Below are 23,101 nucleotides of genomic sequence, written 5' to 3'. Positions count from 1 at the left end.
GGCTAGCGGCCGAGATCGAGCGAGGAGGCCGCGTCGATGTCGGAGTTGCTGCGCCGGGCCCGCTCGACGTACTCGCCGGCCTTCGCGGTCTCGACCTGGAGCACGCCGACGGTCTGCGCCATGCTGTCGAGCGCCTTGATCTTGAAGTCCGAGATCGAGTCCATGGTCTGGTAGATGTTCGCGAACGCGGCCTGCAGCTGCGGGAGCCCGACCGTCGCCGACGCCGCCTGCGACTGGATGCTCGCGGACTGCTCGGCGAGCATCCGCGAGGTCGCCTCGATCATGTTCGAGGTCGTCGTGTTGAGAGCGGTGATCTGGTCGAGCACGAGCCGCTGGTTGGCGAGCGCCTGCGCGACGATGACCGCCGTGCGCAGCGCCGACACGGTCGTCGTGGTCGCGCGGTCGACGCCCTTGATCAGCTCGACGTTGTTCTTGATCACCACGTCGATCGCGAGGTAGCCCTGGATCGAGACGGCCAGCTGGGTCAGCAGGTCCTGGTGCTTCTGCCGCGCGTAGAAGAGGACGTCCTCGCGCAGCGCGCGGGCGCGGTCCGGGTCGGTCGCGTCGAGCTCGGCGATCTTCGCCGACAGCTTCACGTCGAGGCGCTCGGCGACGTAGATGTACTCGTTGAGGCGCGTCATCGTGTCCCAGAGGTTCTGCTTCTCCAGGTTGAGCGCCGCGTTGTCCTTCCGGAGCTCGTCCTGGCCGTCGTAGAGCGCCTGGATGATCGCGTTGAGGTGCGACTGCGCGCTCTCGTAGCGGCGGAAGTAGTCGGTGATCTTGTTGCCGAACGGGATGAAGCCGAGGATCTTCTTCTGGATGTTGTCCTCGGAGGGGTCGAGGTCCTCGACGGTCCGGCGCAGCTCCAGCAGCGTCTTGCCGATGTTCGAGCCCTCGGAGAGCCCGCCCTCCTGCAGCGCCCGGACGGGCGTCTTCAGCAGCCGGTTCGAGGAGTCGGCGGCCGAGCGGATGTCGGCGTCGCCCATCGTGCGGATGTCGTTGGCCTTCGCCGCGAACTCGGGGCTGCGGGCCTCCGCGGACATCAGCGACGCGAGGTAGCCGTCGACCTTAGCCTCGAGGCCGGGCAGCGCCTGCTCGGGCACCTTCGGCGCGATCGACGGTGCCGAGGTGGTCGCGACGGCGGCGACGGGCTCGGGCGGCGTGAGCGAGAGGGCGTTCTGGGGCGGCTGCAGGGCCTCGGTCATCGGGGGATCCTCACCGTAACGGGCGCGCACCGTGACCGGCGCTCGGCGCCGACTGGACGAACGTGGCCCCAGCATATCGCCGGGGAGTGAGCGCTCCCTCAGACTCCCGCGGGCCGCCTCCGGAGCGTCGCGACCGCGACTCCGGCCAGCGCGATCGCGCCGCCGATCAGCGCGGTGGCCGGCGGGGTCTCGGCGAGCAGGAGCCAGGACAGCAGCACCACGACAGCCGGGACCGCGTAGGTGGTGGCGGCCGTGCGGCCGGCGCTGGAGCGGGAGAGGACGTAGCCCCAGGTGGTGAAGGCGACGGCCGTCGGGAACACGCCGAGGTAGACGACGGCGGCGATCGAGGAGGCGGGCGCGGCCTGCAGCGAGGCGACCAGCTCCGGGGCGAACGGCAGGCAGGCGACGGTCGCCGCCAGGCAGCCGATCCAGGTCATCGTCATCGCGTCGACGTGCCCGAGCAGGCGCTTCTGCAGCGTCGCGGCGCCGCCGTAGAGGACCGCGGCGGCGAGGCCGAGGACGACCCCGATCACGTCGAACTGCCCCGAGGAGGTCGAGAAGGCGATGACCGCGACTCCGGCGAGTGCCACCGCCATGCCGCCGAGCAGCCGCCGGGGGAAGCCCTCGCCGAGCAGGAGGCCCGCGAGGACCGCGGTGATCATCGGCGCGATGTTGACCAGGAGCGCCGCGGTGCCGGCGTCCACGTGCCGCTCGGCCGCGTTGAGCGCGAGGTTGTAGACGCCGAACCAGGCGACGCCCCAGACGAGCACGAGGAGGAGGATCCGGCCGCGCGGCACCCGGCTGCGCGCGGGTCGCTCGCCGTGGCGGCGGGCCGTGAGCACGAGGCGCACCACCGTCAGCGCGATCGAGCCGACGACGATGCGGCCGAGGGTGAGGGAGCCTGGGCCGAAGTCGTCCGCGGCGAAGCGAATCCCGACGAAGGCCGAGGCCCAGAGCAGCACCGTCACCGCGATCGCCGACCAGAGCAGGACCGCGTCGCGGCGGCTCGGGGTGGCGGTGGTGCGGGAGGGTGCGGTGCTGGTCATGGACTCATCGTGGCGGGGCGGCGGGCGTCAGCACCAGTCCACGGTTCTACCGGATCGTGCAGTGCGGCTTCATGATCGCTAGGGTCGGCGCATGCTCGACGTCCAGCGCCTCCGCGTCCTCCGCGCCGTCGTCGCGGCCGGCTCGATCGTCGGAGCCGCGTCGTCACTCGGCTACACGCCCTCGGCGATCAGCCAGCACCTCGCCGCGCTGCAGCGCGAGACCGGGCTGATGCTGCTCGAGCGGGTGGGGCGCGGCGTCCGGCCGACCGCCGCGGGCCGCACCCTCGCCGAGCAGGCCGACCGCGTGCTGGAGCGGCTCGGCGAGGCGGAGGCGGTCGTCGCCGACCTGCGCGCGGGGCGGGCCGGGCGGCTCTCGATGACCTACTTCGCCTCCGTCGGCAGCGCGTGGATGCCCGAGGTCGCGCGGCGGCTGATCGCCGGCTTCCCGCAGCTGGCACTCGATCTGCGCCTGGGCGAGGAGGTGGCGGAGGACCCGGCCGACCGGCCCGACGTGCAGCTGCTGGTCGCCGAGCCGGGCGGGTCGGCGGACTCCCCCGGGTTCACGGCGCACCATCTGATCGACGATCCGTACCTCGCCGTGCTGGACCGGTCGCACCCGCTCGCCGGGCGCGCTGAGATCGAGCTGGCCGAGATCGCGGGCGACCGGTGGATCGACAACGACCTGCCGACCGGCTGGTGCCGCCGGACCCTCGTCGACGCCTGCGCGGCGGCGGGGTTCACGCCGCGCTTCCACGTGCAGGCGAACGATCACGTGACGGCGGTCGCGTTCGTCGCCGCGGGAATGGGACTGACGGTGCTGCCGGCGCTGGCCGCCCAGCCCCTCCCGGCCGGGCTCGTGGCGGTGCCACTGGTGCGGCCGCGCCCGCTGCGGTCGATCCACGCGGTGGTGCGCGGGTCGGTGGCGTCGTCGGCGCCGGTGCAGGTCGCCGTCTCGGCGCTGGTGGAGCTCGCGGGAGCCGGCTCCGGGCGGTGAATCGCGCCGCGGAGGCCGCGGGGCACGCCGATACTGCGCTGCACCGGCCGGTTCGCAGCAGCGGGGAGCACGATGGCGGCGTGACCTCCGTCGAATCCGTGACCCGCTCCGCGCCCGCGCTCGGCGGGCCGCGCATCCTCCGCCAGCGCTGGACCGAGGCCGCCTTCCTGCACTGGCGGGTCGACCCGGCGCTGGTCGCGCCGCACCTGCCGCCCGGAGTGCGCCCGGACGAGCACGACGGCGCCTCCTGGGTGGGCCTCATCCCGTTCCGGCTGTCGCGGACGGCGTTCCTCGGCGGGCCGCGCGTGCCGTGGCTGGGGACCTTCCCCGAGGTGAACGTGCGGCTCTACTCGATCGATCGGCACGGGCGACGCGGAGTCGTGTTCGTCTCGCTCGAGGCCTCGCACCTGCTCCCGGTGCTCACGGCGCAGGCCGTCTTCGGACTGCCCTACCGCTGGGCGCGGATGGGGATCGAGCACCGCCACGGCGCGGTCATCTACACGACCGAGCGGATCGGCGATCCCGCTGCGCGCTCGCGGATCGTGGTGCGGCCGACCCCGGGCACCGACGCCTCCGAGGACCCGCTCGCCGACTTCCTCACCTCGCGCTGGGCCTACCACGAGCGCCACCTGGGCTCGACCTGGTACGGCCGCAACCTGCACCGGCCGTGGCCGCTGCAGCGCGCGGAGCTGCTCGCGCTCGACGACGGGCTGCTCGAGGTCGCGGGCTTCCCGGGGCTGGCGACGCGGGCGCCGGACTCGGTGCTGTACTCGCCGGGCGTGGAGACGGTGTTCACGGTGCCGCGGCGGGTGTGACACCCACGGTCCGCCAGAGCTGAGGTGATGGCTCCTCCACAGGGACGACTTCGGCGAGTTCTCTGACGATCCGTCGGAGGAGGCGACCGCGCGTCGGTGGTCTCTGGAACCATTCTCGTATGGTTCAGAACGAGGACGGGGAGCGACCCCACGAAGGGCGCGCGGGCGCCAATGCAGCGCTCGCCTCCGCGGTCGATGCGGTGTGCGCGGCCGATCCGCTCCGGGCGCGAGCGGAGGCGCAGCGTGCCGAGCTGGTCGAGCGCGCCCGGCTCGCGGCGACGGCCTCGTACGAGGTGCTGGTCGATCCGCTGGTGCGCAGCCGAGCGGAGCGGAGGGAGGCGGCCGAGCGGGCGCTCGTCGCCGAGCTCGCCACCGCGCTGCGGATGTCGGAAGCGCACGTCTCCGGGTTGATCGAGGAGAGCAGACTGCTCGTCAACGAGCTCCCGCAGACCCTCGCCGCGCTCCGTGAGGGTCGGATCTCGCCCGAGCACGCGCGGGTGATCCTCCGCGCAGCCGCCGAGCTGCCGCCCGAGGTGCGCGGGCGCCTCGACGAGGAGGCCGCCGTGCTCGCAGCCGACCGCACTCCCCCGCAGCTGCAGCGCCGCCTCCGGACTCTGCGGGAGCGACTGCATCCCGAGTCGACGACCGAGCGCCACCGGCGCTGCGCGGCGCGGCGCGCGGTCTGGCTCGACGGCGGGAGCGACGGCATGGCCACCCTGCTCCTGCACCTTCCCGCTCCCCAGGCGCAGGGCGCCTTCGACCGCATCGACCGCGTGGCGCGCTCCCTGCACGAGATGCCCGGCGAGAAGCGGACGATCGGGCAGCTGCGGGCGGACGTCGGGGCGGCGCTCCTCATCGACGGCGAGACCGACGGCGCGGAGCGGCGCTCGACCGGCACCGCCCTCCCCGTCGGGATCCGTCCGCGGGTCGCGGTCACCGTCCCCGTCCTCACGCTCCTGGGCCGCTCCGACGAGCCCGGCACCCTCGAGGGCTACGGGCCGATCGACCCCGAGACCGCTCGCCGGCTCGCGGCCGATGCGCCCTCCTTCACGCGGATCCTCACCCACCCGGAGACCGGCGCGGTGCTCTCCGTGGGACGCACCTCGTACCGGGTTCCCGCCGATCTGCGGCGCCACCTGCTGCGCCGCGACGAGACCTGCCGCTTCCCCGGCTGCACGCGCGCGGCCTCCGCGGGCGACGTCGACCACGGCGTCGAGTGGCAGCACGGCGGCCGCACCGACGCCGACAACCTCGCCCACCTCTGCCGCCACCACCATCGGCTCCGGCACACCAGCACCTGGCAGGTCGAGCACCGGCCCGCCGGAGTCCTGCACTGGACGAGCCCGACCGGCAGGCGGCACGTCACCCACCCCGCGCGCACGGGGCCGCCGAGAGGCCGCGCGGCACCGGGCAGAGAAGCGGACGCCGTGAAGGACGAGCCACCGCCGTCCTGAGGTCACGAGGTGGCGGTGCGAGGATCGGAGTTGGGACGTGTTCAGCGAGAGAACGGGAGCGGGAGCCACCGATGATCGATTCTTCGCCACGCCTGATCGAGGTCGTCCGCGAGGGCTGGGAGCTGGACTGCTGCGGCGCGCCGTTCGCGGTCGGGGACCAGGTCGCCTGGTCGCTGCTGGGCTACCCGGCTCGGGCGGGTCGCCCCGAGCAGTACGGCGAGGAGCACCACGACACGTCGCCGAACGCACGGCCGGTTGCAGGAACAGTGCGTGGGATTGTCGGCGAGACGGTGCTCGGCAGCATCCCGGCGATCGGCGAGGGCGGCGTCCTCGTCCCCGACCCCTCCCGACGGAGGCTGCAGCGACTCGCGTCCTGGGACCGCTCCACCGGCGGCGCGACCCTCCGCGTCGCCCTCGAGATCGACGCGGACGCCGAGCTCCCGCCGCCGTGGGAGCCACCGGAGTCCACCCCCGACACTCGGACGGCGGACCCGGAGGTCGTCGCCGCTCTGCACGCGCTGCTCGTCCGCCTCCACAACGCGTGGCGCGGCCGGATCGGCATCCGGTCCGCCGACCGCGGCAGGAAGGCGAGCATCGTCCCGGCCACCGCCGGCGCGGGAAGCCTGCACTGGGCGCTCGGGCCCGAGCACCTCGTCGTGAACCTCGGCTACGACCGCGTGATCCTGCCCGGCGATCTCGAGGGCGTCGCCCGGCTCGAGGTCATCGCCGACGAGGTCGCCCGCGGCGTCGCCCGTCAGGACCCGCCGATCACGAGTCAAGGGGTCCTGCTGATGCCCGCGCGCAGGCGTAGGGTTCCCACTTCGGCCTGGTGAGAACCGGCTCCCGCACTCGGCTCACGCATCCAGCTCCCGCATCCAGCAGAGGACGAACCACATGCCCACGACACCGACCGCCGTGCTCTTCGACATCGACGGCACGCTCGCCGACACCAACTTCCTGCACGTGGAGGCGTGGTCGCGCGCCTTCTGGCAGGCGGACCTCGACGTCGCGACCTGGCGGATCCAGCGGGCGATCGGCGCCGACTCCTCGGAGCTGCTCGACCTGCTCCTCGAGGACGACGTCGACGACGACGCGCGCACCCTGGTGAAGGGCCTGCACGCGAAGAACTACGCCGAGGCGTCCGCCCGGATCGCGCTCCTGCCCGGAGCGCGCGAGCTGATCCGAGCGCTCGCCGGGCGGGGCGTCCGCATCGTGCTGGCGACGTCCGCGCCGCAGAACGAGCTGGAGATCCTGCTCGACGTCCTCGACCTCGGCGACGCGGTGCACGCGGTGACGAGCGGAGAGGACGTCGAGACCGCGAAGCCGTCGCCCGATGTGATCAGCATCGCGCTCGAGCGCGCCGGCGTCTCGACCGACCGCGCGATCATGGTCGGCGACGCCACCTGGGACGTCCTCGCTGCCGAGCGGGCCGGCCTCGCGACCGTCGCGGTGCAGTCCGGCGGCACCGGCGAGCACGAGCTGCGCGAGGCCGGCGCCGTCGCGGTCTACGAGGACGCCGCGGCGATCCTCGCGGATCTCGAGGGCGGACCGCTGGCGAGCCTCCTGCGCTGACCCCGGGAGGAGAGCAGGAGGCCCGCCCCGCGGTCAGCTCTGCGGACGCCTCCGCAGCACGAGCAGCGTGATGCCGATCGCCGCGACGACGGCCACGAGAGCGCCGCCGATCCACAGCACGTCGCCCAGCAGCGCCGGGTCCGACCCCGTCGCCGCCTCCGCCTCGTCCGCGGACGGCGCCGAGGCGTCGGACACCGCGACGGTGCCGTTGCAGTCGGGGACCGACTCCGATCCCTCGGCGAGGGCGACGTCCGCTCCCGGCTGCCAGTCGAAGCCGTACTGCCCGGAGACGGGGTGCCCGTCGGTCGAGACGACCTGCCAGGTCACCTCGTAGGCACCGGCCGCGCCCAGCTCGAGCGGCATCGAGGCCTCCGGTCCGACGACGCTGACGCAGCCGTCGCCGTAGTAGAGCCCGTCCGGCCCGACGACGCGGAGGGCCGCCGCGGCGCCGTCGTTGCCGAGGACCAGCAGGTCGTCATTGGTCGTCAGAGCGAGGGTGCCGGGCTGCTCGGTCACCGTCGAGTCGACGGCGGGTGTCGTCGAGACGAGGTAGTTGTGGGCGCTGGCGGGCGCCGCCGCCGCGACCGAGCCGATCAGCCCGATCGCGGCGGCGGCGAGGACGAGGCGTCCGCCCTTCCGGTGAGCGAGCGTCACGCGGACGCCTTCGGGCTGCGGCGACGCGAGGCGAGACCGAAGGCGACGCCGACGGCACCCAGGACGAGTCCGCCGACGCCGAGGACGCGCGCGAGCACGTCGTCGCTCTGGCCGGCGGCCGCAGTGGCGGAGGCGGTCGTCGCGACCGCGTCGTCACCGTCGCCGTCGTCGTCAGCGGCCCCGGCGTCGTGGTGGCCGGAGCCCTCCATCGCCGCGGTCACGGCGACGGTCGGCGCGGGCAGCTCCGGCTCGTCCTCGCCCTCGACGGTGGGCTGGTCCCAGGCGGTCGAGCCGGTCTCGCAGGTCTGCAGCACCGGGAACTCGAGGGTCGAGCCGGCCGCGTCCTCCGGCAGCTGCAGCTGCAGCGAGACGGTGTCGCGGTAGCCGTCGGCGAGCGCGGTCTTCGCGGTGTAGACGACGTCGGAGACGCGCTGGGTCGCGGTGTTGCCGTGCGAGTCGGTCACCGGATCGGCGATCTCGACCTCGTTCTTCACGACGTCCCAGTTGGGGTTCACGGTCGGGCTGACCGAGTTGATGCCCTCGGGGATGGTGATGCTGAGCCCGGTCGTCGGCGAGCCCTCGCAGCCGTGGGCGAGCGAGAAGGTGACGACCGTGTACGAGCCGGCGGCCGTGCTCGAGGCCGCGGCGGTGACGTGTGCGCTCGCGGCCGTCGGATCGGCCAGCGCGAGGGCGACGGAGCCCGCGGCGACGAGCGCACCGCCGCCGACGAGGCGGACGCGGGAGGAGAAGGCGGAGGCAGAGGAGGAGGAGGTGCGGGTGGTGGTCATGATCGCGAGGAGTCCTAGCGGGAGTCGGCGCAGCCGCGAGAGGGCGGCACCGAGAAGGGTGAGGGCGCAGCGCGGGATCGCGGTGCGCGCGGGTTCACCGGCGGACACGGCCCACTCGAGAGGGCAGGACGTCAGACGGCGAGCAGGGCGCGCGCGGGCGGGCCGCGGTGCCGCAGGACCCGCAGGACCGCGTCGAGGGCGCGGGGCGCGCTCGGCTCGACGGCGCCGAGGACGGCCACCGAGGCGCCGAGCGGCGCCAGCAGGGCGGACGCTCGCGCGACCAGGCGCACGACGACGCGCAGCACGGCGGTGCCGAGGGTCCAGAAGACGCGCTCGCCGTGGCGGAGCGCCGCGACGGTGACGACGGCGGCAACCAGGTGCGAGAGGAGCATCAGCGGGGTGTGCGCGGCGTGACCCGACGCCCCCGCGATCAGCTCGACGGTGCCTCCGCCGTGGAAGTGGCCGCCGGCGGTGGCGCCCACGACGCTGACGTCGCCGCCACCGCCGGTCACCACGAAGAGGGAGTGGTAGGCCAGCTGGCTGAGCAGCACCGCGACCGCGAGGCGCGCCAGCGAGAGCGTGCGACCGGCGAGCAGGACGCAGACGACGGCTGCGAAGGCGGTGGCGAGCGCGAGGATCGCCGGAGCGGGGGCCTCGGCGCCGGCCAGGGTGTGCGAGGCGGCGGCGGTCGCGGTCGCAGCGACGGCGGCGACGACTCCGCGTGCCGTCCGTGCCCTGCGCGTCTGCACCTGCTCGACTCCTGGTCTCTCGTGCCACTGGTCTCTCGTGCCGCACAGCGTGCGCGGACCGACATCCAGGGTAATCGCCCTGCCTCCGCCGTTATGAACCCGTGACCGGATTGCTCCGATCGATTCCAAACCCCCTCGGGGAGGGCTCCGAAGACTGTTCAACGGCCGCGAAACGGTCCACACACAGCCAGGTCCTCCGCATCCCGTGGGGGCCGTATCACGAAGGAGCATCCCCATGCGATCCACCAAGCGCACCACCCTCGCCGCGTTCGCCCTGCTCGGCACCGCCGCCCTCGGCCTCACCGCCTGCTCGTCCGGCGCCGGCACCACCGACGCCGCCAGCGACACCGCTTCCGAGATGTCGACCCCGATGATGACCGAGTCCGCCACCCCCATGGCGACCATGGACCCGGCCGCCAACCTCGTCGGCTCCGGCTGCGCCGCGTACGCCGAGCAGGTCCCGGACGGCGCCGGCTCGGTCGGCGGAATGGCCCTCGACCCGGTGGCCACCGCCGCGTCGAACAACCCGCTGCTCACCACCCTGACCGCTGCGGTCTCGGGTCAGCTCAACCCCGACGTCAACCTCGTCGACACGCTGAACAGCGCCGAGTTCACCGTCTTCGCCCCCGTCGACGACGCGTTCGCCAAGCTCGACGCCGCGACGCTCGAGACGCTGAAGACCCCCGAGGGAGCGGCCACGCTCTCCTCGATCCTGACCTACCACGTCGTCCCCGGCCAGATCGCCCCTGACGACATCGACGGCACCCACGCCACCGTCCAGGGCGGCGACGTCACGGTCACCGGTTCCGGCGACAACATCATGGTCAATGACTCGAAGGTCATCTGCGGCGGCGTCCAGACCGCCAACGCGACCGTGTACCTCATCGACACGGTTCTGACCCCCCCGGCCTCCTGAGCCGGCGCGATCCTCGGATCGCACCCCTGAAACGCCGAAGGGCGGGCACCCACCGGGTGTCCGCCCTTCGGCGTTCCTGCGCGAGCAGGGAGAGAGCGACTACTCGCCGGCGCTGATCTCGGCCAGCACCCGGTCGCCCGGGTACGCCTGGATCATGTCGGCGCGGATCTCGGCGCGCTCGAGCAGCTCCTCCATGCGGTGACGGCGGTTGCGCGTGATCAGCGTGACGACCGTGCCCTTCTTGCCCGCGCGGCCGGTGCGGCCGGAGCGGTGCAGGTAGGTCTTGTACTCGTCGGGGGCGTCGGCCTGGATCACCAGGTCGATGTCGTCGACGTGGATGCCGCGCGCGGCGACGTCGGTCGCGACGAGGACGTCGACCCGTCCGCTGGTCAGCAGCGCGAGGTTGCGGGTGCGGCGGGACTGGTTGAGGTCGCCGTGCAGGCTGGTCGCCGGGATGTCGGCGTGCTCGAGCTGCTCGGCGAGCTGCTCCGCGAACGCGCGGGTGCGGGCGAAGATCAGCGTCTTGCCGGCGCGCGCCGCGAGCTCCTCGATGATCGCGCCCTTGTCGCGGTGCTCGATCAGCAGGACGCGGTGGTCGATGCTCGAGGACGCCTGGTCCTCCCCCGCGACCTCGTGCACGCTCGGCTCGACGAGGAACTCGTCGACGAGCGTCGCGACGCCCTTGTCCAGGGTGGCCGAGAAGAGCAGGCGCTGGCCGCCGCGCTTGGTCTGGCGGAGGATGCGCTGCACCGGCTCGAGGAAGCCGAGGTCGCACATGTGGTCGGCCTCGTCGAGGACGGTCACCGTGATGGTCGAGAGGTCGAGGCGACCCTGCTCGATCAGGTCCTCGAGGCGGCCCGGCGTGGCGATGATGATGTCCACGCCGCGCTGGAGGGCGCCGACCTGCTTGTACTGCGGCACGCCGCCGAAGATCGTCGCGGTGAACAGGCCCACGGAGCGCGCGATCGGCTGGATGGTGCGGTCGATCTGCATCGCCAGCTCGCGGGTCGGCGCGAGGATGAGGGCACGCGGGGCACGGCCGGGCTTGCGGCCCTTGGCTCCGTCGTTCTCCATCAGGCGCTCGACGACGGGGGCGCCGAACGCGATCGTCTTGCCGGAGCCCGTCTTGCCGCGGCCGAGGACGTCCTTGCCGGCGAGGACCTCGGGGATCGTCGCGGCCTGGATCGGGAACGGCGAGGCCGCACCCATCTGGGTCAGCTGGCGGACGATGTTCGCGCCGAGACCGAGGTCGCCGAAGCTGACGCCCTCGACGTCGACGGCGAGCGTCGCGGTCGCCTCGAGGCGCTCGAGCACGACGTCGTCGGCCTGGTGCGAGGCGCGGCCGTCGCGCTTGGGGTAGAAGTCCGAGCCCGAGTCGCGGCGCGGGCCGCGGTCGTTCCGGTCGTAGCCGCCGCGGGCGGGGCGCTCGGTGCCGCGGTCGAAGCCGCGCGCCGGGCGCTCGGTGCGGTCGGAGCTGCGGGCGGGGCGGTCCGTGCGGTCGAACGAGCGGGCCGGGCGGGCGTCGCGGTCGTTCGAGCGGGCCGGACGCGCGTCACGGTCGAAGGAGCGCGCGGGGCGGTCCGTGCGGTCGAACGAGCGAGCCGGACGGTCGTCGCGGTCGTTCGAGCGGGCCGGACGCGCGTCACGGTCGAAGGAGCGCGCCGGACGGTCCGTGCGGTCGAAGCTGCGCGCGGGGCGGTCGGTGCGGTCGTACGAACGCGCCGGACGGTCGTCGCGGTCGTTCGAGCGGGCCGGGCGGGCGTCTCGGTCGTAGCTGCGAGCAGGACGATCGTCGCGGTCGTAGGAGCGGGCCGGACGCGCGTCGCGGTCGAAGCTGCGCGCGGGACGGTCGCTCCGGTCGTAAGAACGCGCCGGACGGTCGTCGCGGTCGTTCGAGCGCGCGGGGCGGTCGGTCCGGTCGTAGGAGCGGGCGGGGCGGTCGTCGCGGTCGTAGCTGCGGGACTCTCCGCGGTTCTCTCCGCGCTCCGTCAGCTTGGCGGCGCGCTCCTCGGCGTTCCAGCGCGCCTTCTTGGGCGCGTTCTCGTCGACGGGGCGGTAGCCGCGGTGGCCCTCGCTGCGGGAGCCGGACTTCGGCGCGGCGAAGCGCGGGCGGCCGCCGAGCTGGGACTTGCCGCTCGAGGCGCCGAAGCGGTTGGGCTCGAAGTTCTTGGCGGGGCGTCCGCCGGCGGGCTTCTTGTTCTTGGGCATGGCTGCTTCCTGGGTTCAGGTCTTGCGCGAGCAGGCACACGCCGATCGATCACCCTCGTGGGGTGCGAACGGACAGGGCGCTGCGGGAACCCGGGTGAGTCGCTGCTCTGAGACGCTGACCGGGGCCGATTCACACATGTGATTCATCTCGCGACGACTGTCGGAGATCCGGCCCGCTTGACTGACAAACCCATCCGCGCGGCGACGCACGGAGTCAAGAGCCGACCAGGGGAGTTTACACGCGACCCCGGGCGCTGGCTAGGGCACCGGCAGCCCGCCCCCTCAGCTCGACGCGCGCCGCGCCCGGTACGCCGCGACGTTCGCACGGTTGCCGCAGTTGCCGGTGTCGCAGTAGCGCTTCGAGCGGTTGCGGGAGAAGTCGACGAGCACCGCCTCGCAGTCGTCCGCCGCGCAGATCCGGATGCGGTCGCGCTCGTCACCGCGGATCACATCGACGAAGCCCATCGCCGCCTCCACCACGATGCGGGTGGCCAGCGGGCTCTCGTCGCGGGTCGCGTGCAGGTGCCAGCCGAAGATGCCGTGCCGCACCAGCTGCGGGAGGGCCCGGCCGTCCTCGAGCATCCCGTTGACGACGGCGACCAGGTCCTCCTCGGCGCGGCTGCGCCAGAGCGAGCGGAGCGGCGCGCGCACCGAGCGCACCGCCTCCAGCTCGGCGGCCGAGCCGTCGCGGCTGCCGGTGTAGCGGTTGTCCAGCAGGAACTCGTCGAGCTGCTCGATCGACGCCATCTCGTCCTCGCCGGACGGCGACAGCTCGGGGAGGGTGTTGACCAGGACGGCCGTCGAGGTGAGGGCCGCTTCCACGTCATAGGCGAAGACCATGTTGACTCCTGACACGTTCGCTCAGTACTGTCACGAGCATAACGACTTTGACTCCTGAAAGAGGCTGACGTGACTCCCACTGCGCCACCGCGGCAGCTCGGCTCCGGCCTGCTCCTGGCCCTCGCCGCCGCCGCCGCGTTCGGCCTGGGCGGGCCCTTCGTGAAGCCGCTGCTCGAGGCGGGCTGGAGCCCCTCCGCCGCCGTGCTCTGGCGGGCCGGCGGCGCCGCGCTGATCCTCGCGATCCCGGCCGCGCTGTCGCTGCGAGGCCGCTGGCACGTGCTCCGCCGCAACCTCGGCACGGTCGGCCTCTACGGCGTCTTCGCCGTGATCGCCGCGCAGCTCTGCTTCTACAGCGCGATCGAGCACATGTCGGTCGGCGTCGCGCTCCTGATCGAGTACCTCGCTCCCGTGTTCCTCGTCCTCTTCGCCTGGGCGCGCACCCGCCGGCACCCCGGCCGCTTCACGCTCGCCGGCTCGGCGCTGGCGCTGGCCGGCCTGGTGCTGGTGCTCGACCTCTCGGGCGAATCGACTCCCGAGCTCGTCGGCGTCGCCTGGGCGCTGACCGCGTCGCTCGGCCTCTGCGTCTACTACGTGATCGCCGGCCGGATCGATCCGGAGCTGCCGCCGATCGCGCTCACCGCGGGCGCGATGACGGTCGGCGCGGGGCTCCTGCTCGTGCTCGGCGTCACCGGACTCGTCCCGCTGCGGGCGACCTTCGGCGACGTCGTCTTCGTCGGGAACGACGTGCCGTGGTTCCTGCCCGCGGCGGTCATCCTCGGCATGTCCACGGTGCTCGCCTATCTGCTCGGGATCGAAGGCGGCTCGCGGCTCGGCACCCGGATCGCCTCGTTCGTCGGGCTGACCGAGGTGCTGTTCTCGATCGTCGCCGCCTGGGCCCTGCTGGGCGAGCTGCCGGCGCCGATCCAGTTCGGCGGCGGGGCGCTGATCCTGGTCGGCGTGGTGCTCGTGCGCCTGCAGGCGGAGGCGCCGGATCCCGTCGCACCGGAGCCGCTGGAGTCGGACGAACGGCCGCCGGTGCCGCTGTCCACCCCCTGATCGCGGGGTCGCTCTAGGCGGGCGCCGCCTTCTCCCTTATGCTCGCCTCACCCATGCGCGAGCCCAGCCGACCCACGCGACCGATCGCCCTCTCGTCGGCGATCCTGACGCTGCTCGCGGTCGGCCTCGCCGGCTGCTCGAGCGCCCCCGTCTCGCAGCCGATCGCGCAGGCGGCCGGCGCCGCCGCGGTCACCGCGTACGACGACGTGCCCGTCACCGCCGACCTCGTCTACGACCGGGCGACGGGCCAGGCGCTCGACGTCTGCTCGCCGGTCGACGCCGCGGCCGGAGCCGCCCTCCCCGCGGTGCTCGTCGTGCACGGCGGCAGCTGGACCCGCGGCGACAAGGCCGACCCCAACTGGCGCCCGCTCTGCCAGTGGCTCGCGTCCGAGGGCTTCGTCGCCGTCTCGGTGAACTACCGCCTCGCCCCGGCCGACGTCTTCCCCGCGCAGATCGAGGACGTCTCGGCCGCCCTCGACTGGATCCTCGAGCCCGCGCAGACCGAGCGCTTCGGCATCGATCCGTCCCGCGTCGCGGCGTTCGGCGGCTCGGCCGGCGGCAACCTCGTCTCCCTGCTCGGCACCGACGACGCGCTGACGGCCGACGACGCCGGCACGTCGCGCCTCGCCGCGGTCGTCGACCTCAGCGGCCCCGCGGATCTCACGGCGGCGGGCGTGGCGGACGACGACCCGATCGTCGGGGTCGGCGCGGCGGTCCGCGGCTATCTCGACTGCGCCGACCTCGAGGACTGCGCAGCCGCCGTTGAGGCCTCGCCGATCGCGCACGTCGACGGCTCCGAGCCGCCGTTCCTCATCGCCCACTCCGCCGGCGAGCGCGTGGCGCTCAGCCAGTCGCAGGACTTCGCCGAGGCGCTCGACGCGGCGGGCGCGAGCGTCGACTTCGTCCTCGTGCCCGGCACCCGGCACTCGATCGCGATGCTCGACGACTCGCTCCGCCGCACCGTCGTCGACTTCCTGCACGAGCAGCTCGACGCGCCGGCCGAGCAGACGCTCTCGCTCGAGCCCGCCGCGCAGACCGAGCCGGCCGCGGCGCCGTCGTCGTGACCGCCGGGGTCGTCGTCCGGCTGGAGCGGCCGGGGACGGGAGCGCTCGCCTCGCTGCTCACCGCCGAGCTTCCGCCGCACGCCCGCCTCCTCGTCGCCCGCGACGGCGCCACGCAGCAGCCGATCGGCGTGCTGGCGCTGACGCCCGGGCCCGACGACTTCGCCGAGCTGCTCGCCCTCGAGGTCGCCCCGGAGTCGCGGCGGAGCGGAGTCGCCCGCCGGCTCGTCGCCGCCGCGCTCTCCTACGCGAGCGTGCAGCGCATCCGCACGCTCCGCTTCCGCGTACCGGTCCAGGCGGACGCGGCCCTCGCCGCCGCCCACGCGCTCGGCTTCACCGAGATCGACGGTTTCGGCGCGCACGTGGGCGACGACTCGGGCGTCTGCTTCGCGCGCTCGGTGCGATGACGGACGCCGTCTCACCGCGCGACCTGGTCGCCTCCGCTCTGCGCCGCGAGCGCGGCCGCCTCGGCCTGAGCATCTCCGAGATCGCCCGTCGCGCCGGGATCGCCAAGTCGACGCTCTCGCAGCTCGAGGCCGCCGAGGGCAACCCGAGCCTCGAGACGCTCTGGGCGCTCGGCGGCGCGCTCGGCGTGCCGTTCTCGCACCTGGTCGAGCCGCCGCGCCGCGCCGTGCAGCTGATCCGCGCCGGGGACGGCCCGCGCAGCGCCTCGGCGACGACGGACTCCGCGGCCACCCTGCTCAGCGCCTGCCCGCCGGGAGCCCGCCGCGACGTGTACCGCCTCACCGCCGAGCCCGGAGCCGTACGGAACTCGAAGCCGCACGCCCGCGGCACCGTCGAGCACCTGATCCTGTCCACCGGACGCGCCCTGGCCGGTCCGGCCGACGACCCGGTCGAGCTCGCGCCCGGCGACTGCCTGTCCTACCCGGCCGACGAGCCGCACGTCTTCGACGCCCTCGAGCCCGGGACGAGCGCCGTGCTCGTCTCGGAGCAGATCTGAGAAGGCGCTCGCGCTCAGTCGAAGGCGCAGGCCGTCTCGTCGGACAGCGCGCGGCTGATCCGCTCGCGGTGATCGGCGCTCATCGGCGGCAGCGCGTCCGGCGCGAACCAGCCGACCTCGCTCGACTCGTCGTCGGCGACGTGCGCCTCGCCCGAGAGGTAGCGGGCGCGCAGCACGTGGTCGAGGTACTGGGCCCGGTCGCCGTTCGGGTACTCCATCGGCGGCAGGGTGTGCAGCCAGACGACGCGCTCGACCTCGATCTCGACGCCCGCCTCCTCGAGCGCCTCGCGCCGCGCGGTGCCGGCGACCGTCTCACCGGGATCGATGACCCCGGTGACGGCGGTCCAGGCGCCGGTGTCCGCGCGGCGGACAAGGAGGACCTGGCGGACCGGCTCCTCTCGCACGATCACCGCGGTGACGCCGGTGAGCCAGAGCAGCTCGGTGCCCACCCGCTCGCGCAGGCGGAGGATGAAGTCGGGGGTCGCCACGTCGTCCGGCTCCCGAGCCCTAGCCCGCGAGCGCGCCGGCGTCGAACGGCTCGGGACGGAAGTCGAAGGCGACCACCCCGGCCGTGTCGAGCAGCGGGCCGACGAGGCCCTTGAAGGCGTCGTGCGCCGGATCGAACAGCCCGGGCGCATCGACCGCCGGGCGGCCGATGTAGTAGTTGAGGTCGCCCTCGGACGCGAAGGTCAGCAGGAACGCGCGGTCGAAGCCCTCGCCCGCGCCCTCGGTGCTGAGCTGCGGGCCGTTCTCGATCGAGACGATGTACGGGCGGCCGTCGCGGAGGCACTCCTCGCCGAGCGCGAGGAAGGACGCGATCACGCCGTCCACCTCGGCGACGAGCGCCGTCGGGCGGAAGCGGAACAGCACGATGTGCCGGATGGTGCCCGGCCGGTAGTCCGCGGCGACGAAGCGCTCGGGGCCGACCTCGGCGATCGCGCGGGCGGCGCGGTCGGGGCCGCTCGTCCAGCGGGAGCCGATCGTCTCGGGTGCGGCCGCGACGACCTCCGCTGCTGTGGTCTCCCCTGCCGGGGTGCTGAATCCTGTGTCGCTCATGCCGACGCCTCTCCGGCGCGGGCGGCACGCCGCCGCTCACGATACCCCTCGACCAGGTTGTAGACGACCGGCAGCACGACCAGGGTGAGCACGGTCGAGGACACCAGGCCGCCGATCACGACGATCGCCAGCGGCTGCGAGATGAAGCCGCCGTGGCCGGTGATCCCGAGCGCCATCGGCAGCAGCGCGAAGATCGTCGCGAGCGCCGTCATCAGGATCGGGCGGAGCCGCCGCTCGGTGCCGTGCAGCAGCGCCTCGCGCACGGGCATCCCCCGCTCGCGGTACTGGTTCACCAGGTCGATCAGCACGATCGCGTTGGTGACCACGATGCCGATCAGCATCAGCACGCCGATCAGCGAGGGCACGCCCAGCGGCACGCCGGTGAGCACCTGCAGCAGGATCGCACCGGTCGCCGCGAACGGCACCGACACCAGCAGCAGCAGCGGCTGCAGGAGCGAGCGGAACGTGGCGACCATCACGACGTAGACGATCAGGATCGCCACCAGCAGCGCGATCCCGAGCTGGGAGAACGCGTCGCTCTGATCGGCCGTGACGCCGCCGAGCGAGGCGGAGACGCCGGCCGGCAGCTCCGTGTCGTCGATCGCGCTCTGCACCGCGACGTTCGCCGAGGCGAGGTCGTCGCCCTCGGGGGTCACCGTGATGGTGGCGGTGCGCTGCCCGCGCTCGGTGGTGATGCTCGCGGGCCCGTCGGTCCGCTCGACGACGGCGAGCGAGGAGAGCGGGACCGCTCCGGTGCGCGTCGGGATCTCCAGGGCCGACAGCTCGTCGAGGGTGGCCGGCGGCTGCGCGTCGGCGAGGTAGACCGAGAGCGTGCGGTCGTCGATCACGACGCTGCCCGTCTGGGTCGGCTGCAGCGCCTGGCTGACCAGGGTGCCGACGGCGACCTCGGTGAGGCCGGCGTCCGCGGCCGCCGCGCGGTCGACCCGCACCGCGATGTAGGGCAGCGAGGAGGAGAGGTTGCTCTCGGCCTGGCTGATCCCGTCGGTGCCGCGCAGCGCCGCGAGCAGCGCGTCGTTCGCGCTCTGCAGATCGCTCTGCGAGGCGGTCGAGAGGTCGACCTCGATGTTCGAGGAGGCGCCGAAGCCCGACGACGCGGCGACGCTGATGTCGTCGGCCGAGGCGACCGAGCCGAGCGCCGTGCGGACGTCGGCCTGCACGGTCTCCTGGTCGGCCGACTCGTCGGTGGTGACGGAGTAGCGGATCGAGGTGCCGCCGCCTCCGCCGCCGAACGCACTCTGCAGCCCGCCGCTCGACGAGCCGATCGAGAGCTGCACGGTCTGCACGCCGCCGACCTCGAGGATCGCCGCACTGGCCTGCTGCGCGGTCGCGTCCTGCGCGTCCAGGCTCTGGCCGTCGGGCACGGTCTGGGTGACGGTGAAGGTGTTCTGCCCGCTGGCACCGAGGAAGTTGGTCTTCATCAGCGGGTAGAGCGCGCCGGTGCCGACGAGCACGAGCAGCGCGAGCAGAACCGTCGCGACCGAGTGCTTGAGGGTCCAGGCGATCACGGGGCCGTAGACCCGCTGCAGGCCGGCCGCGCGGCGGGGAGTCGCGCGCGCGCTGTGGCGGGCGTGCTCGGGCTCGGCCTCGCGAGCCGGGACCACGGTCTCGCCGGCTGCGCCGCGCTCCTCGGCGAGCGCCGCCTTCGCCGCCTCGCGCACGCCCGGGCGCTTGGAGGGACGGAGGAACCAGTACGCCAGCACGGGCACGATCGTCAGCGCGACGAGCAGCGAGGCGAGCAGGGCGATCGACACCGTCAGCGCGAACGGCCGGAACAGCTCGCCGGTCGTGCCGCCGACGAACGAGATCGGCAGGAACACGGCGACCGTGGTGATCGTCGAGGCGGTGATCGCGCCCGCGACCTCGCGCACCGCGACCGCGATGGTCGCCGCGCGCTCCTCCCCCGCGTCGAGGTGCCGCTTGATGTTCTCGATCACGACGATGGAGTCGTCGACCACCCGGCCGATCGCGATCGTCAGCGCGCCCAGGGTGAGGATGTTGAGCGTGTAGCCCGCGGTCTGCAGGCCGATGAAGGTGATCAGGACCGAGGTCGGGATCGAGATCGCCGTGACCAGCGTCGAGCGCACCGAGAGCAGGAACAGCAGGATCACCAGCACCGCGAAGACGAGGCCCAGCGCCCCCTCCTGCGCGAGCGACTCGATCGAGTCCTGGATGTAGGGGGCCTGGTCGAAGACCGAGGTGAAGGTCGCGTTCTCGCCGAGCGACGCCTCGAGATCCGGCAGCAGCGCGGTGACGCCGGTCGAGACCTCGACCGTGTTCGCCGCGGGGAGCTTGGTGATCGAGAGGGTCAGCGCCGGCTGGCCGTTGACCCGCGAGATCGAGGTGATCGGGGCGTCGGTGACGGCGACGGTGGCGACGGAGCCGAGGGTGGGGGCGGGCGTGGGCGCGAGGGCACCGCCGACCTGGATGCCGGCGGCCGCAGAGGCTCCGGCGGACCGGATCAGCGGCAGCGCCGCGATCGCGTCGGTCGAGTCGAGCTTGACGCCGGACTGCACCGAGAAGGTGCTGCCGTCCTGGGTGATCTCGCCGCCGGCGACCAGCACGCCGTTCTGCTGCAGCGCGGTGCGGATGTCCGCGGTCGAGAGGCCGGCGGCGTCGAGCGCCGCGTCGTCCGGGGTGATCGTGACGCGCTGCGCGCTCTCGCCGACCAGGGCGACCTCGCGGACGCCATCCACCTTCTCCAGGTCCGGGATGACGCTCGTGCGCAGGCGGTCGGCGAGCGCCTTCGCGTCACCGTCGCTCGAGACGGCGAGCTGCAGCACCGGCAGGTCGTCGAACGAGCCGGTCACCACCTGCGGGTCGACGCCGTCCGGGAGCGTGCTCTTGATCCGGTTGATCGCCTGCAGGATCTTCTGCTCGGCGGTCGCCAGGTCGGTGCCGTAGGCGAAGGAGGCGGAGATCAGCGACGAGTTCGTGGACGAGGTCGCGCTGGTCGTCTCGAGCCCCGGCACCCCCTGGATGGCGGTCTCGATCGGCGTCGAGACGTCGTCGTTGACCACCTCCGGAGCGGCACCCGGGTAGCTCGAGATCACCGCCAGCTGCGGGAAGGAGATCGACGGCGCGAGCTCCTGCTTCAGCCCGGTGAGGGCGACGCCGCCGAAGACGGCGATGACGACGGTGACGAGCGCGATGAGCGCCCGGTTCTTCATGCTGAGGACCGCGAGGAGATGCACGCCGTGAGTCTTCCATCAGCTGGCTGAGTATTCGTCCCCCTCCGGGAGGACCTGGAGGATCAGACGACGTCGGCGAGGTAGCCGGTGTCGGCCGCCGGGTGGCGCGCCACCTGACCCCAGGCGACGGCGAGCGCGTCCACGGCCCGGTCGGTGATCTCCGGGGAGTAGCCGATCGGGATGCGCAGGAAGCGCTCGAAGGCGCCGTCGATCCCGAAGCGCGGGCCGGCGGTGATCAACAGTCCGGAGGTGCGGGCGGCGAGCGCCAGCTGCGAGCTCGCGGGGCGGCCGAGGCCGACCCAGGTGGAGAGGCCGCCGGAGACTCGCGGCACGCTCCACTCCGGGATCGCGCGGGCGAGCGCCGCCTCGAGGTGGTCGCGGCCGGCCCGCAGCTGCTCGCGGCGCAGCTCCAGCACCCCGTCCATCCGGCCGAGCATGTCGGCGACCAGGAGCTGCTCGACGATCGGGCTGCCGAGATCGCCGGCCGAGCGCGCTGCGACGAGCTTGCGGATGACGCTCCGCTCCGCGCGGATCCAGCCGATCCGGATGCCGCCCCAGAGCGTCTTGCCGACCGAGCCGATCGAGATCACCGTGCCCTCGGGACCGTAGGAGGCGAAGGGCAGCGGCGACATCCGCCGGTCGATGTCGAGCTCGGCGGTGGTCTCGTCGGCGATGATCAGCGTGCCCTGGCGCGCCGCGGCGGCGATCGCGCGCTCGCGCAGGTCGACGGCCATCGAGCGGCCGGTCGGGTTGTGGAAGTCGGGCATCAGGTAGGCGAGCGTGGGGCTGGTGCCGCGGATCGCCGCGATCAGGCCCTCGCCGTCCCAGCCGTCGGCGCCGTCCACGTTGACCGGCACCAGCCGGGCGCCGGCGAGCCGCAGCGCCTCGTAGGCGTGCGGGTAGGTCGGCGCCTCGATCAGGGCGCGGTCGCCGCGGGCGAGCAGGGTCCGCGCGACGAGCGCGATCGCGTGCTGCGCGCCGATGGTCACCATGATCTGGCCGGGCTCGGTGCGCAGGCCGCGGCGGGTGTAGCGCTCGGCGATCGCGCGGCGCAGCAGCGGCAGGCCGACGGTGTCGTAGGAGCCGTCCTCGAAGTATTCCGGCGCGAGGCGCGCGGCGCGGGCGTAGGCCTCGGCGAGCTCGGGTACGGCGGGCAGCGCGGCCTTGGTGAAGTCGACGAAGTCCGGGGCGAGGGTCGGCACGGCGTGCACCGCGGCGCCCGGGAGGCGGGTGGCGCTGCCGGAACCGCGGACGCTGACCAGGTAGCCGCTGTCGCGCAGCTCGCGGTAGGCGGCGGCGACGGTGGTGCGGCTCACGCCGAGCCGCGCCGACAGCTCGCGCTCGGCGGGGAGCCGGCTGTCCGTCGGGATGCGGCCGTCGATGCTGAGGAGGCGGATGCGGTCGGCGAGGGCGAGGTACGCCGGGCGGGTGCCGCGCTGCTCGCGCCAGTCGCCGAGGAGGGTCTGCAGGGCGCGCACGCCGAAGTGGACATCAGCCATGCGTCCAAGATAGCCGGATTGGACCGCGCGGAGAAGGCCACTCCTGCGATGGGATTCTCGGCATGACGATCACCGCGCCCCTCGCCGTCCCCGCTCCCCCGGCGAGTCAGTGGCGCCTGCGACCCGTGCCGCGGCTGCTGGTCGGGCTCGTGCTCTACGGCTTCGCCGACGCGATGATGATCCGCGCGTCGATCGGCGTGGACCCGTGGACCGTCTTCGCCCTCGGCGTCGCCCGCCAGACCGGACTGGGGATCGGACTGCTCACCAACGTGATCGGACTGCTCGTCCTGCTGCTCTGGATCCCGCTGCGGCAGCGACCCGGCCTCGGCACCGTGCTCAACGTGCTGGTGGTCGGCACGACGATCGGCGTCGGGATCGAGCTGCTCGCCGTCCCCGCGGAGTGGTGGGGCAAGGCGCTGCTGTTCGCCGGCGGCCTGGTGCTGCTGGCCGTCGCGAGCGGGATCTACATCGGCGCCCGCCTCGGCGCCGGCCCGCGCGACGGCCTGATGACCGGCCTACACAACCGCCTCGGGCTGCCGATCTGGGCGGCCCGAGGCGGCGTCGAGCTCACCGTGCTCCTGACCGGCTGGGCCCTCGGCGGCGACGTCGGCCTCGGCACCCTCGCCTTCGCCCTGCTCATCGGCCCGCTCTGCGCGGTGACCCTGCCGCTGCTGGGCGTCCGCCGGCGCTGAGCCACACCATGCTGATCGAGTAGCCCGCGAAGCGGGCCCCCTTCATGCTGATCGAGTAGCCCGCAAAGCGGGCGTATCGAGATCCACCACCGTCAGGACGCTGAGTCTGCAGACCCGTCCTGCTGGTGACGGCGGGTCTCGATACGCCCCTGCGGGGCTACTCGACCAGCATGTGGCTGCACAACATCAGCTGAGACGAGGGGGCATCCCCTGACAGCGGAGGCCCACCCTTCTCAGCTGATGTTGTGCGGCGCCCCGCCGCCGAGCCGCCCGCGCAGCGGGTCCCTTCATGCTGATCGAGTAGCCCGCGAAGCGGGCGTATCGAG

22 protein-coding genes are annotated in these 23,101 nt (G+C 73.5%); 11 read left to right on the top strand and 11 right to left on the bottom strand.

The features are described from left to right. Positions 1–2: 2 nt before the first annotated feature. Together EDF22_RS01525 and EDF22_RS01520 are read right to left on the bottom strand one after the other, a co-directional pair. Positions 3–1,205, bottom strand: coding sequence for a toxic anion resistance protein (locus EDF22_RS01525; protein ID WP_123701898.1), 1,203 nt, complete (start codon positions 1,203–1,205; stop codon positions 3–5). Positions 1,206–1,303: 98 nt separating this feature from the next. After that, positions 1,304–2,251 carry a DMT family transporter gene (locus EDF22_RS01520; RefSeq protein WP_123701896.1) on the bottom strand — a complete coding sequence of 316 codons (948 nt, stop codon included), beginning with the start codon at positions 2,249–2,251 and terminating at the stop codon, positions 1,304–1,306. A gap of 91 nt (positions 2,252–2,342) precedes the next feature. Between EDF22_RS01520 and EDF22_RS01515 the strand changes: the two genes are divergently transcribed. The 5 genes from EDF22_RS01515 to EDF22_RS01495 all read left to right on the top strand — a co-directional run bounded on the left by EDF22_RS01515 (position 2,343) and on the right by EDF22_RS01495 (position 7,086). Beyond that, positions 2,343–3,245 carry a LysR family transcriptional regulator gene (locus tag EDF22_RS01515; protein WP_123701894.1) on the top strand — a complete coding sequence of 301 codons (903 nt, stop codon included), beginning with the start codon at positions 2,343–2,345 and terminating at the stop codon, positions 3,243–3,245. Positions 3,246–3,325: 80 nt separating this feature from the next. After that, positions 3,326–4,060 (top strand): YqjF family protein, encoded by a 735-nt coding sequence (locus tag EDF22_RS01510; RefSeq protein WP_221180879.1) that lies wholly within the window; start codon positions 3,326–3,328, stop codon positions 4,058–4,060. A gap of 119 nt (positions 4,061–4,179) precedes the next feature. After that, positions 4,180–5,514 (top strand): HNH endonuclease signature motif containing protein, encoded by a 1,335-nt coding sequence (locus tag EDF22_RS01505; protein WP_123701892.1) that lies wholly within the window; start codon positions 4,180–4,182, stop codon positions 5,512–5,514. Positions 5,515–5,585: 71 nt separating this feature from the next. Then, complete coding sequence (locus EDF22_RS01500; protein ID WP_123701890.1) at positions 5,586–6,347, top strand: DUF6578 domain-containing protein; 762 nt, start codon at positions 5,586–5,588, stop codon at positions 6,345–6,347. A gap of 61 nt (positions 6,348–6,408) precedes the next feature. After that, complete coding sequence (locus EDF22_RS01495; protein WP_123701888.1) at positions 6,409–7,086, top strand: HAD family hydrolase; 678 nt, start codon at positions 6,409–6,411, stop codon at positions 7,084–7,086. Between the two features lie 33 nt (positions 7,087–7,119). On the opposite strand, the gene EDF22_RS01490 is transcribed toward EDF22_RS01495, so the two are convergent. Genes EDF22_RS01490 through EDF22_RS01480 form a run of 3 tightly spaced genes read right to left on the bottom strand, consistent with a single transcriptional unit; the run spans position 7,120 to position 9,277 of the window. Then, entirely contained in the window at positions 7,120–7,740 is a 621-nt protein-coding gene (locus tag EDF22_RS01490) for a copper resistance CopC family protein (RefSeq protein WP_123701886.1), read from the bottom strand. Beyond that, positions 7,737–8,636 carry a YcnI family protein gene (locus EDF22_RS01485; protein WP_123701884.1) on the bottom strand — a complete coding sequence of 300 codons (900 nt, stop codon included), beginning with the start codon at positions 8,634–8,636 and terminating at the stop codon, positions 7,737–7,739. The genes EDF22_RS01490 and EDF22_RS01485 overlap by 4 nt, the downstream gene beginning before the upstream one ends. 23 nt (positions 8,637–8,659) lie before the next feature. After that, on the bottom strand, positions 8,660–9,277 hold the full coding sequence (locus EDF22_RS01480; protein WP_123701882.1) for a hypothetical protein: 618 nt from the start codon (positions 9,275–9,277) through the stop codon (positions 8,660–8,662). A 235-nt stretch (positions 9,278–9,512) separates the two neighbouring features. On the opposite strand from EDF22_RS01480, the gene EDF22_RS01475 reads away from it, so the two are divergent. Next, the gene (locus EDF22_RS01475; protein ID WP_123701880.1) at positions 9,513–10,193 is read left to right on the top strand and encodes a fasciclin domain-containing protein; all 681 of its coding nucleotides are present in this window, start codon (positions 9,513–9,515) and stop codon (positions 10,191–10,193) included. A 99-nt stretch (positions 10,194–10,292) separates the two neighbouring features. Here EDF22_RS01475 and EDF22_RS01470 read toward each other — a convergent pair whose 3' ends face one another. Further along, complete coding sequence (locus tag EDF22_RS01470; protein WP_123701879.1) at positions 10,293–12,401, bottom strand: DEAD/DEAH box helicase; 2,109 nt, start codon at positions 12,399–12,401, stop codon at positions 10,293–10,295. Positions 12,402–12,683: 282 nt separating this feature from the next. Beyond that, positions 12,684–13,241 carry a CGNR zinc finger domain-containing protein gene (locus tag EDF22_RS01465; RefSeq protein WP_123701878.1) on the bottom strand — a complete coding sequence of 186 codons (558 nt, stop codon included), beginning with the start codon at positions 13,239–13,241 and terminating at the stop codon, positions 12,684–12,686. A 69-nt stretch (positions 13,242–13,310) separates the two neighbouring features. On the opposite strand from EDF22_RS01465, the gene EDF22_RS01460 reads away from it, so the two are divergent. Genes EDF22_RS01460 through EDF22_RS01445 form a run of 4 tightly spaced genes read left to right on the top strand, consistent with a single transcriptional unit; the run spans position 13,311 to position 16,319 of the window. Next, positions 13,311–14,297, top strand: a complete 987-nt coding sequence (locus EDF22_RS01460) for a DMT family transporter (RefSeq protein ID WP_123701877.1) — start codon at positions 13,311–13,313, stop codon at positions 14,295–14,297. A 53-nt stretch (positions 14,298–14,350) separates the two neighbouring features. After that, positions 14,351–15,361, top strand: a complete 1,011-nt coding sequence (locus EDF22_RS01455) for an alpha/beta hydrolase (protein ID WP_185038658.1) — start codon at positions 14,351–14,353, stop codon at positions 15,359–15,361. After that, complete coding sequence (locus EDF22_RS01450) at positions 15,358–15,765, top strand: GNAT family N-acetyltransferase (RefSeq protein WP_123701875.1); 408 nt, start codon at positions 15,358–15,360, stop codon at positions 15,763–15,765. Before EDF22_RS01455 ends, EDF22_RS01450 begins: the two co-directional genes overlap by 4 nt. After that, positions 15,762–16,319: a helix-turn-helix domain-containing protein gene (locus tag EDF22_RS01445; RefSeq protein ID WP_123701873.1), complete on the top strand. Its 558-nt coding sequence runs from the start codon at positions 15,762–15,764 to the stop codon at positions 16,317–16,319. Before EDF22_RS01450 ends, EDF22_RS01445 begins: the two co-directional genes overlap by 4 nt. 14 nt (positions 16,320–16,333) lie before the next feature. Here EDF22_RS01445 and EDF22_RS01440 read toward each other — a convergent pair whose 3' ends face one another. The 4 genes from EDF22_RS01440 to EDF22_RS01425 are packed head-to-tail and all read right to left on the bottom strand — an operon-like array spanning position 16,334 to position 22,083. Continuing rightward, a complete protein-coding gene (locus tag EDF22_RS01440; RefSeq protein WP_123444910.1) occupies positions 16,334–16,807 on the bottom strand; it encodes an NUDIX domain-containing protein in 474 nt (157 codons plus the stop codon). 19 nt (positions 16,808–16,826) lie between these two features. After that, positions 16,827–17,375 carry a Dabb family protein gene (locus EDF22_RS21045; protein ID WP_123701869.1) on the bottom strand — a complete coding sequence of 183 codons (549 nt, stop codon included), beginning with the start codon at positions 17,373–17,375 and terminating at the stop codon, positions 16,827–16,829. Then, on the bottom strand, positions 17,372–20,587 hold the full coding sequence (locus EDF22_RS01430) for an efflux RND transporter permease subunit (protein WP_123701867.1): 3,216 nt from the start codon (positions 20,585–20,587) through the stop codon (positions 17,372–17,374). The genes EDF22_RS21045 and EDF22_RS01430 overlap by 4 nt, the downstream gene beginning before the upstream one ends. Positions 20,588–20,646: 59 nt before the next feature. After that, positions 20,647–22,083 (bottom strand): PLP-dependent aminotransferase family protein, encoded by a 1,437-nt coding sequence (locus EDF22_RS01425; RefSeq protein ID WP_123701865.1) that lies wholly within the window; start codon positions 22,081–22,083, stop codon positions 20,647–20,649. A 173-nt stretch (positions 22,084–22,256) separates the two neighbouring features. On the opposite strand from EDF22_RS01425, the gene EDF22_RS01420 reads away from it, so the two are divergent. Further along, entirely contained in the window at positions 22,257–22,775 is a 519-nt protein-coding gene (locus EDF22_RS01420) for a hypothetical protein (RefSeq protein ID WP_123704606.1), read from the top strand. Positions 22,776–23,101: the final 326 nt, after the last annotated feature.

The organism is Rathayibacter sp. PhB127, from assembly GCF_003751665.1.
Classification (GTDB): domain Bacteria; phylum Actinomycetota; class Actinomycetes; order Actinomycetales; family Microbacteriaceae; genus Rathayibacter; species Rathayibacter festucae.
This window is presented reverse-complemented; position numbering and strand designations above follow the sequence as displayed.

Bases quoted from the DNA above. Each gene is read 5' to 3' on its own strand.
- EDF22_RS01515 (WP_123701894.1), top strand. From the start codon at position 2,343: ATGCTCGACGTCCAGCGCCTCCGCGTCCTCCGCGCCGTCGTCGCGGCC.
- EDF22_RS01505 (WP_123701892.1), top strand. From the start codon at position 4,180: ATGGTTCAGAACGAGGACGGGGAGCGACCCCACGAAGGGCGCGCGGGC.
- EDF22_RS01475 (WP_123701880.1), top strand. From the start codon at position 9,513: ATGCGATCCACCAAGCGCACCACCCTCGCCGCGTTCGCCCTGCTCGGC.
- EDF22_RS01455 (WP_185038658.1), top strand. From the start codon at position 14,351: ATGCGCGAGCCCAGCCGACCCACGCGACCGATCGCCCTCTCGTCGGCG.
- EDF22_RS01465 (WP_123701878.1), bottom strand. From the start codon at position 13,241: ATGGTCTTCGCCTATGACGTGGAAGCGGCCCTCACCTCGACGGCCGTC.
- EDF22_RS01470 (WP_123701879.1), bottom strand. From the start codon at position 12,401: ATGCCCAAGAACAAGAAGCCCGCCGGCGGACGCCCCGCCAAGAACTTC.
- EDF22_RS21045 (WP_123701869.1), bottom strand. From the start codon at position 17,375: ATGAGCGACACAGGATTCAGCACCCCGGCAGGGGAGACCACAGCAGCG.
- EDF22_RS01520 (WP_123701896.1), bottom strand. From the start codon at position 2,251: ATGACCAGCACCGCACCCTCCCGCACCACCGCCACCCCGAGCCGCCGC.
- EDF22_RS01495 (WP_123701888.1), top strand. From the start codon at position 6,409: ATGCCCACGACACCGACCGCCGTGCTCTTCGACATCGACGGCACGCTC.
- EDF22_RS01500 (WP_123701890.1), top strand. From the start codon at position 5,586: ATGATCGATTCTTCGCCACGCCTGATCGAGGTCGTCCGCGAGGGCTGG.
- EDF22_RS01420 (WP_123704606.1), top strand. From the start codon at position 22,257: ATGATGATCCGCGCGTCGATCGGCGTGGACCCGTGGACCGTCTTCGCC.
- EDF22_RS01425 (WP_123701865.1), bottom strand. From the start codon at position 22,083: ATGGCTGATGTCCACTTCGGCGTGCGCGCCCTGCAGACCCTCCTCGGC.
- EDF22_RS01445 (WP_123701873.1), top strand. From the start codon at position 15,762: ATGACGGACGCCGTCTCACCGCGCGACCTGGTCGCCTCCGCTCTGCGC.
- EDF22_RS01525 (WP_123701898.1), bottom strand. From the start codon at position 1,205: ATGACCGAGGCCCTGCAGCCGCCCCAGAACGCCCTCTCGCTCACGCCG.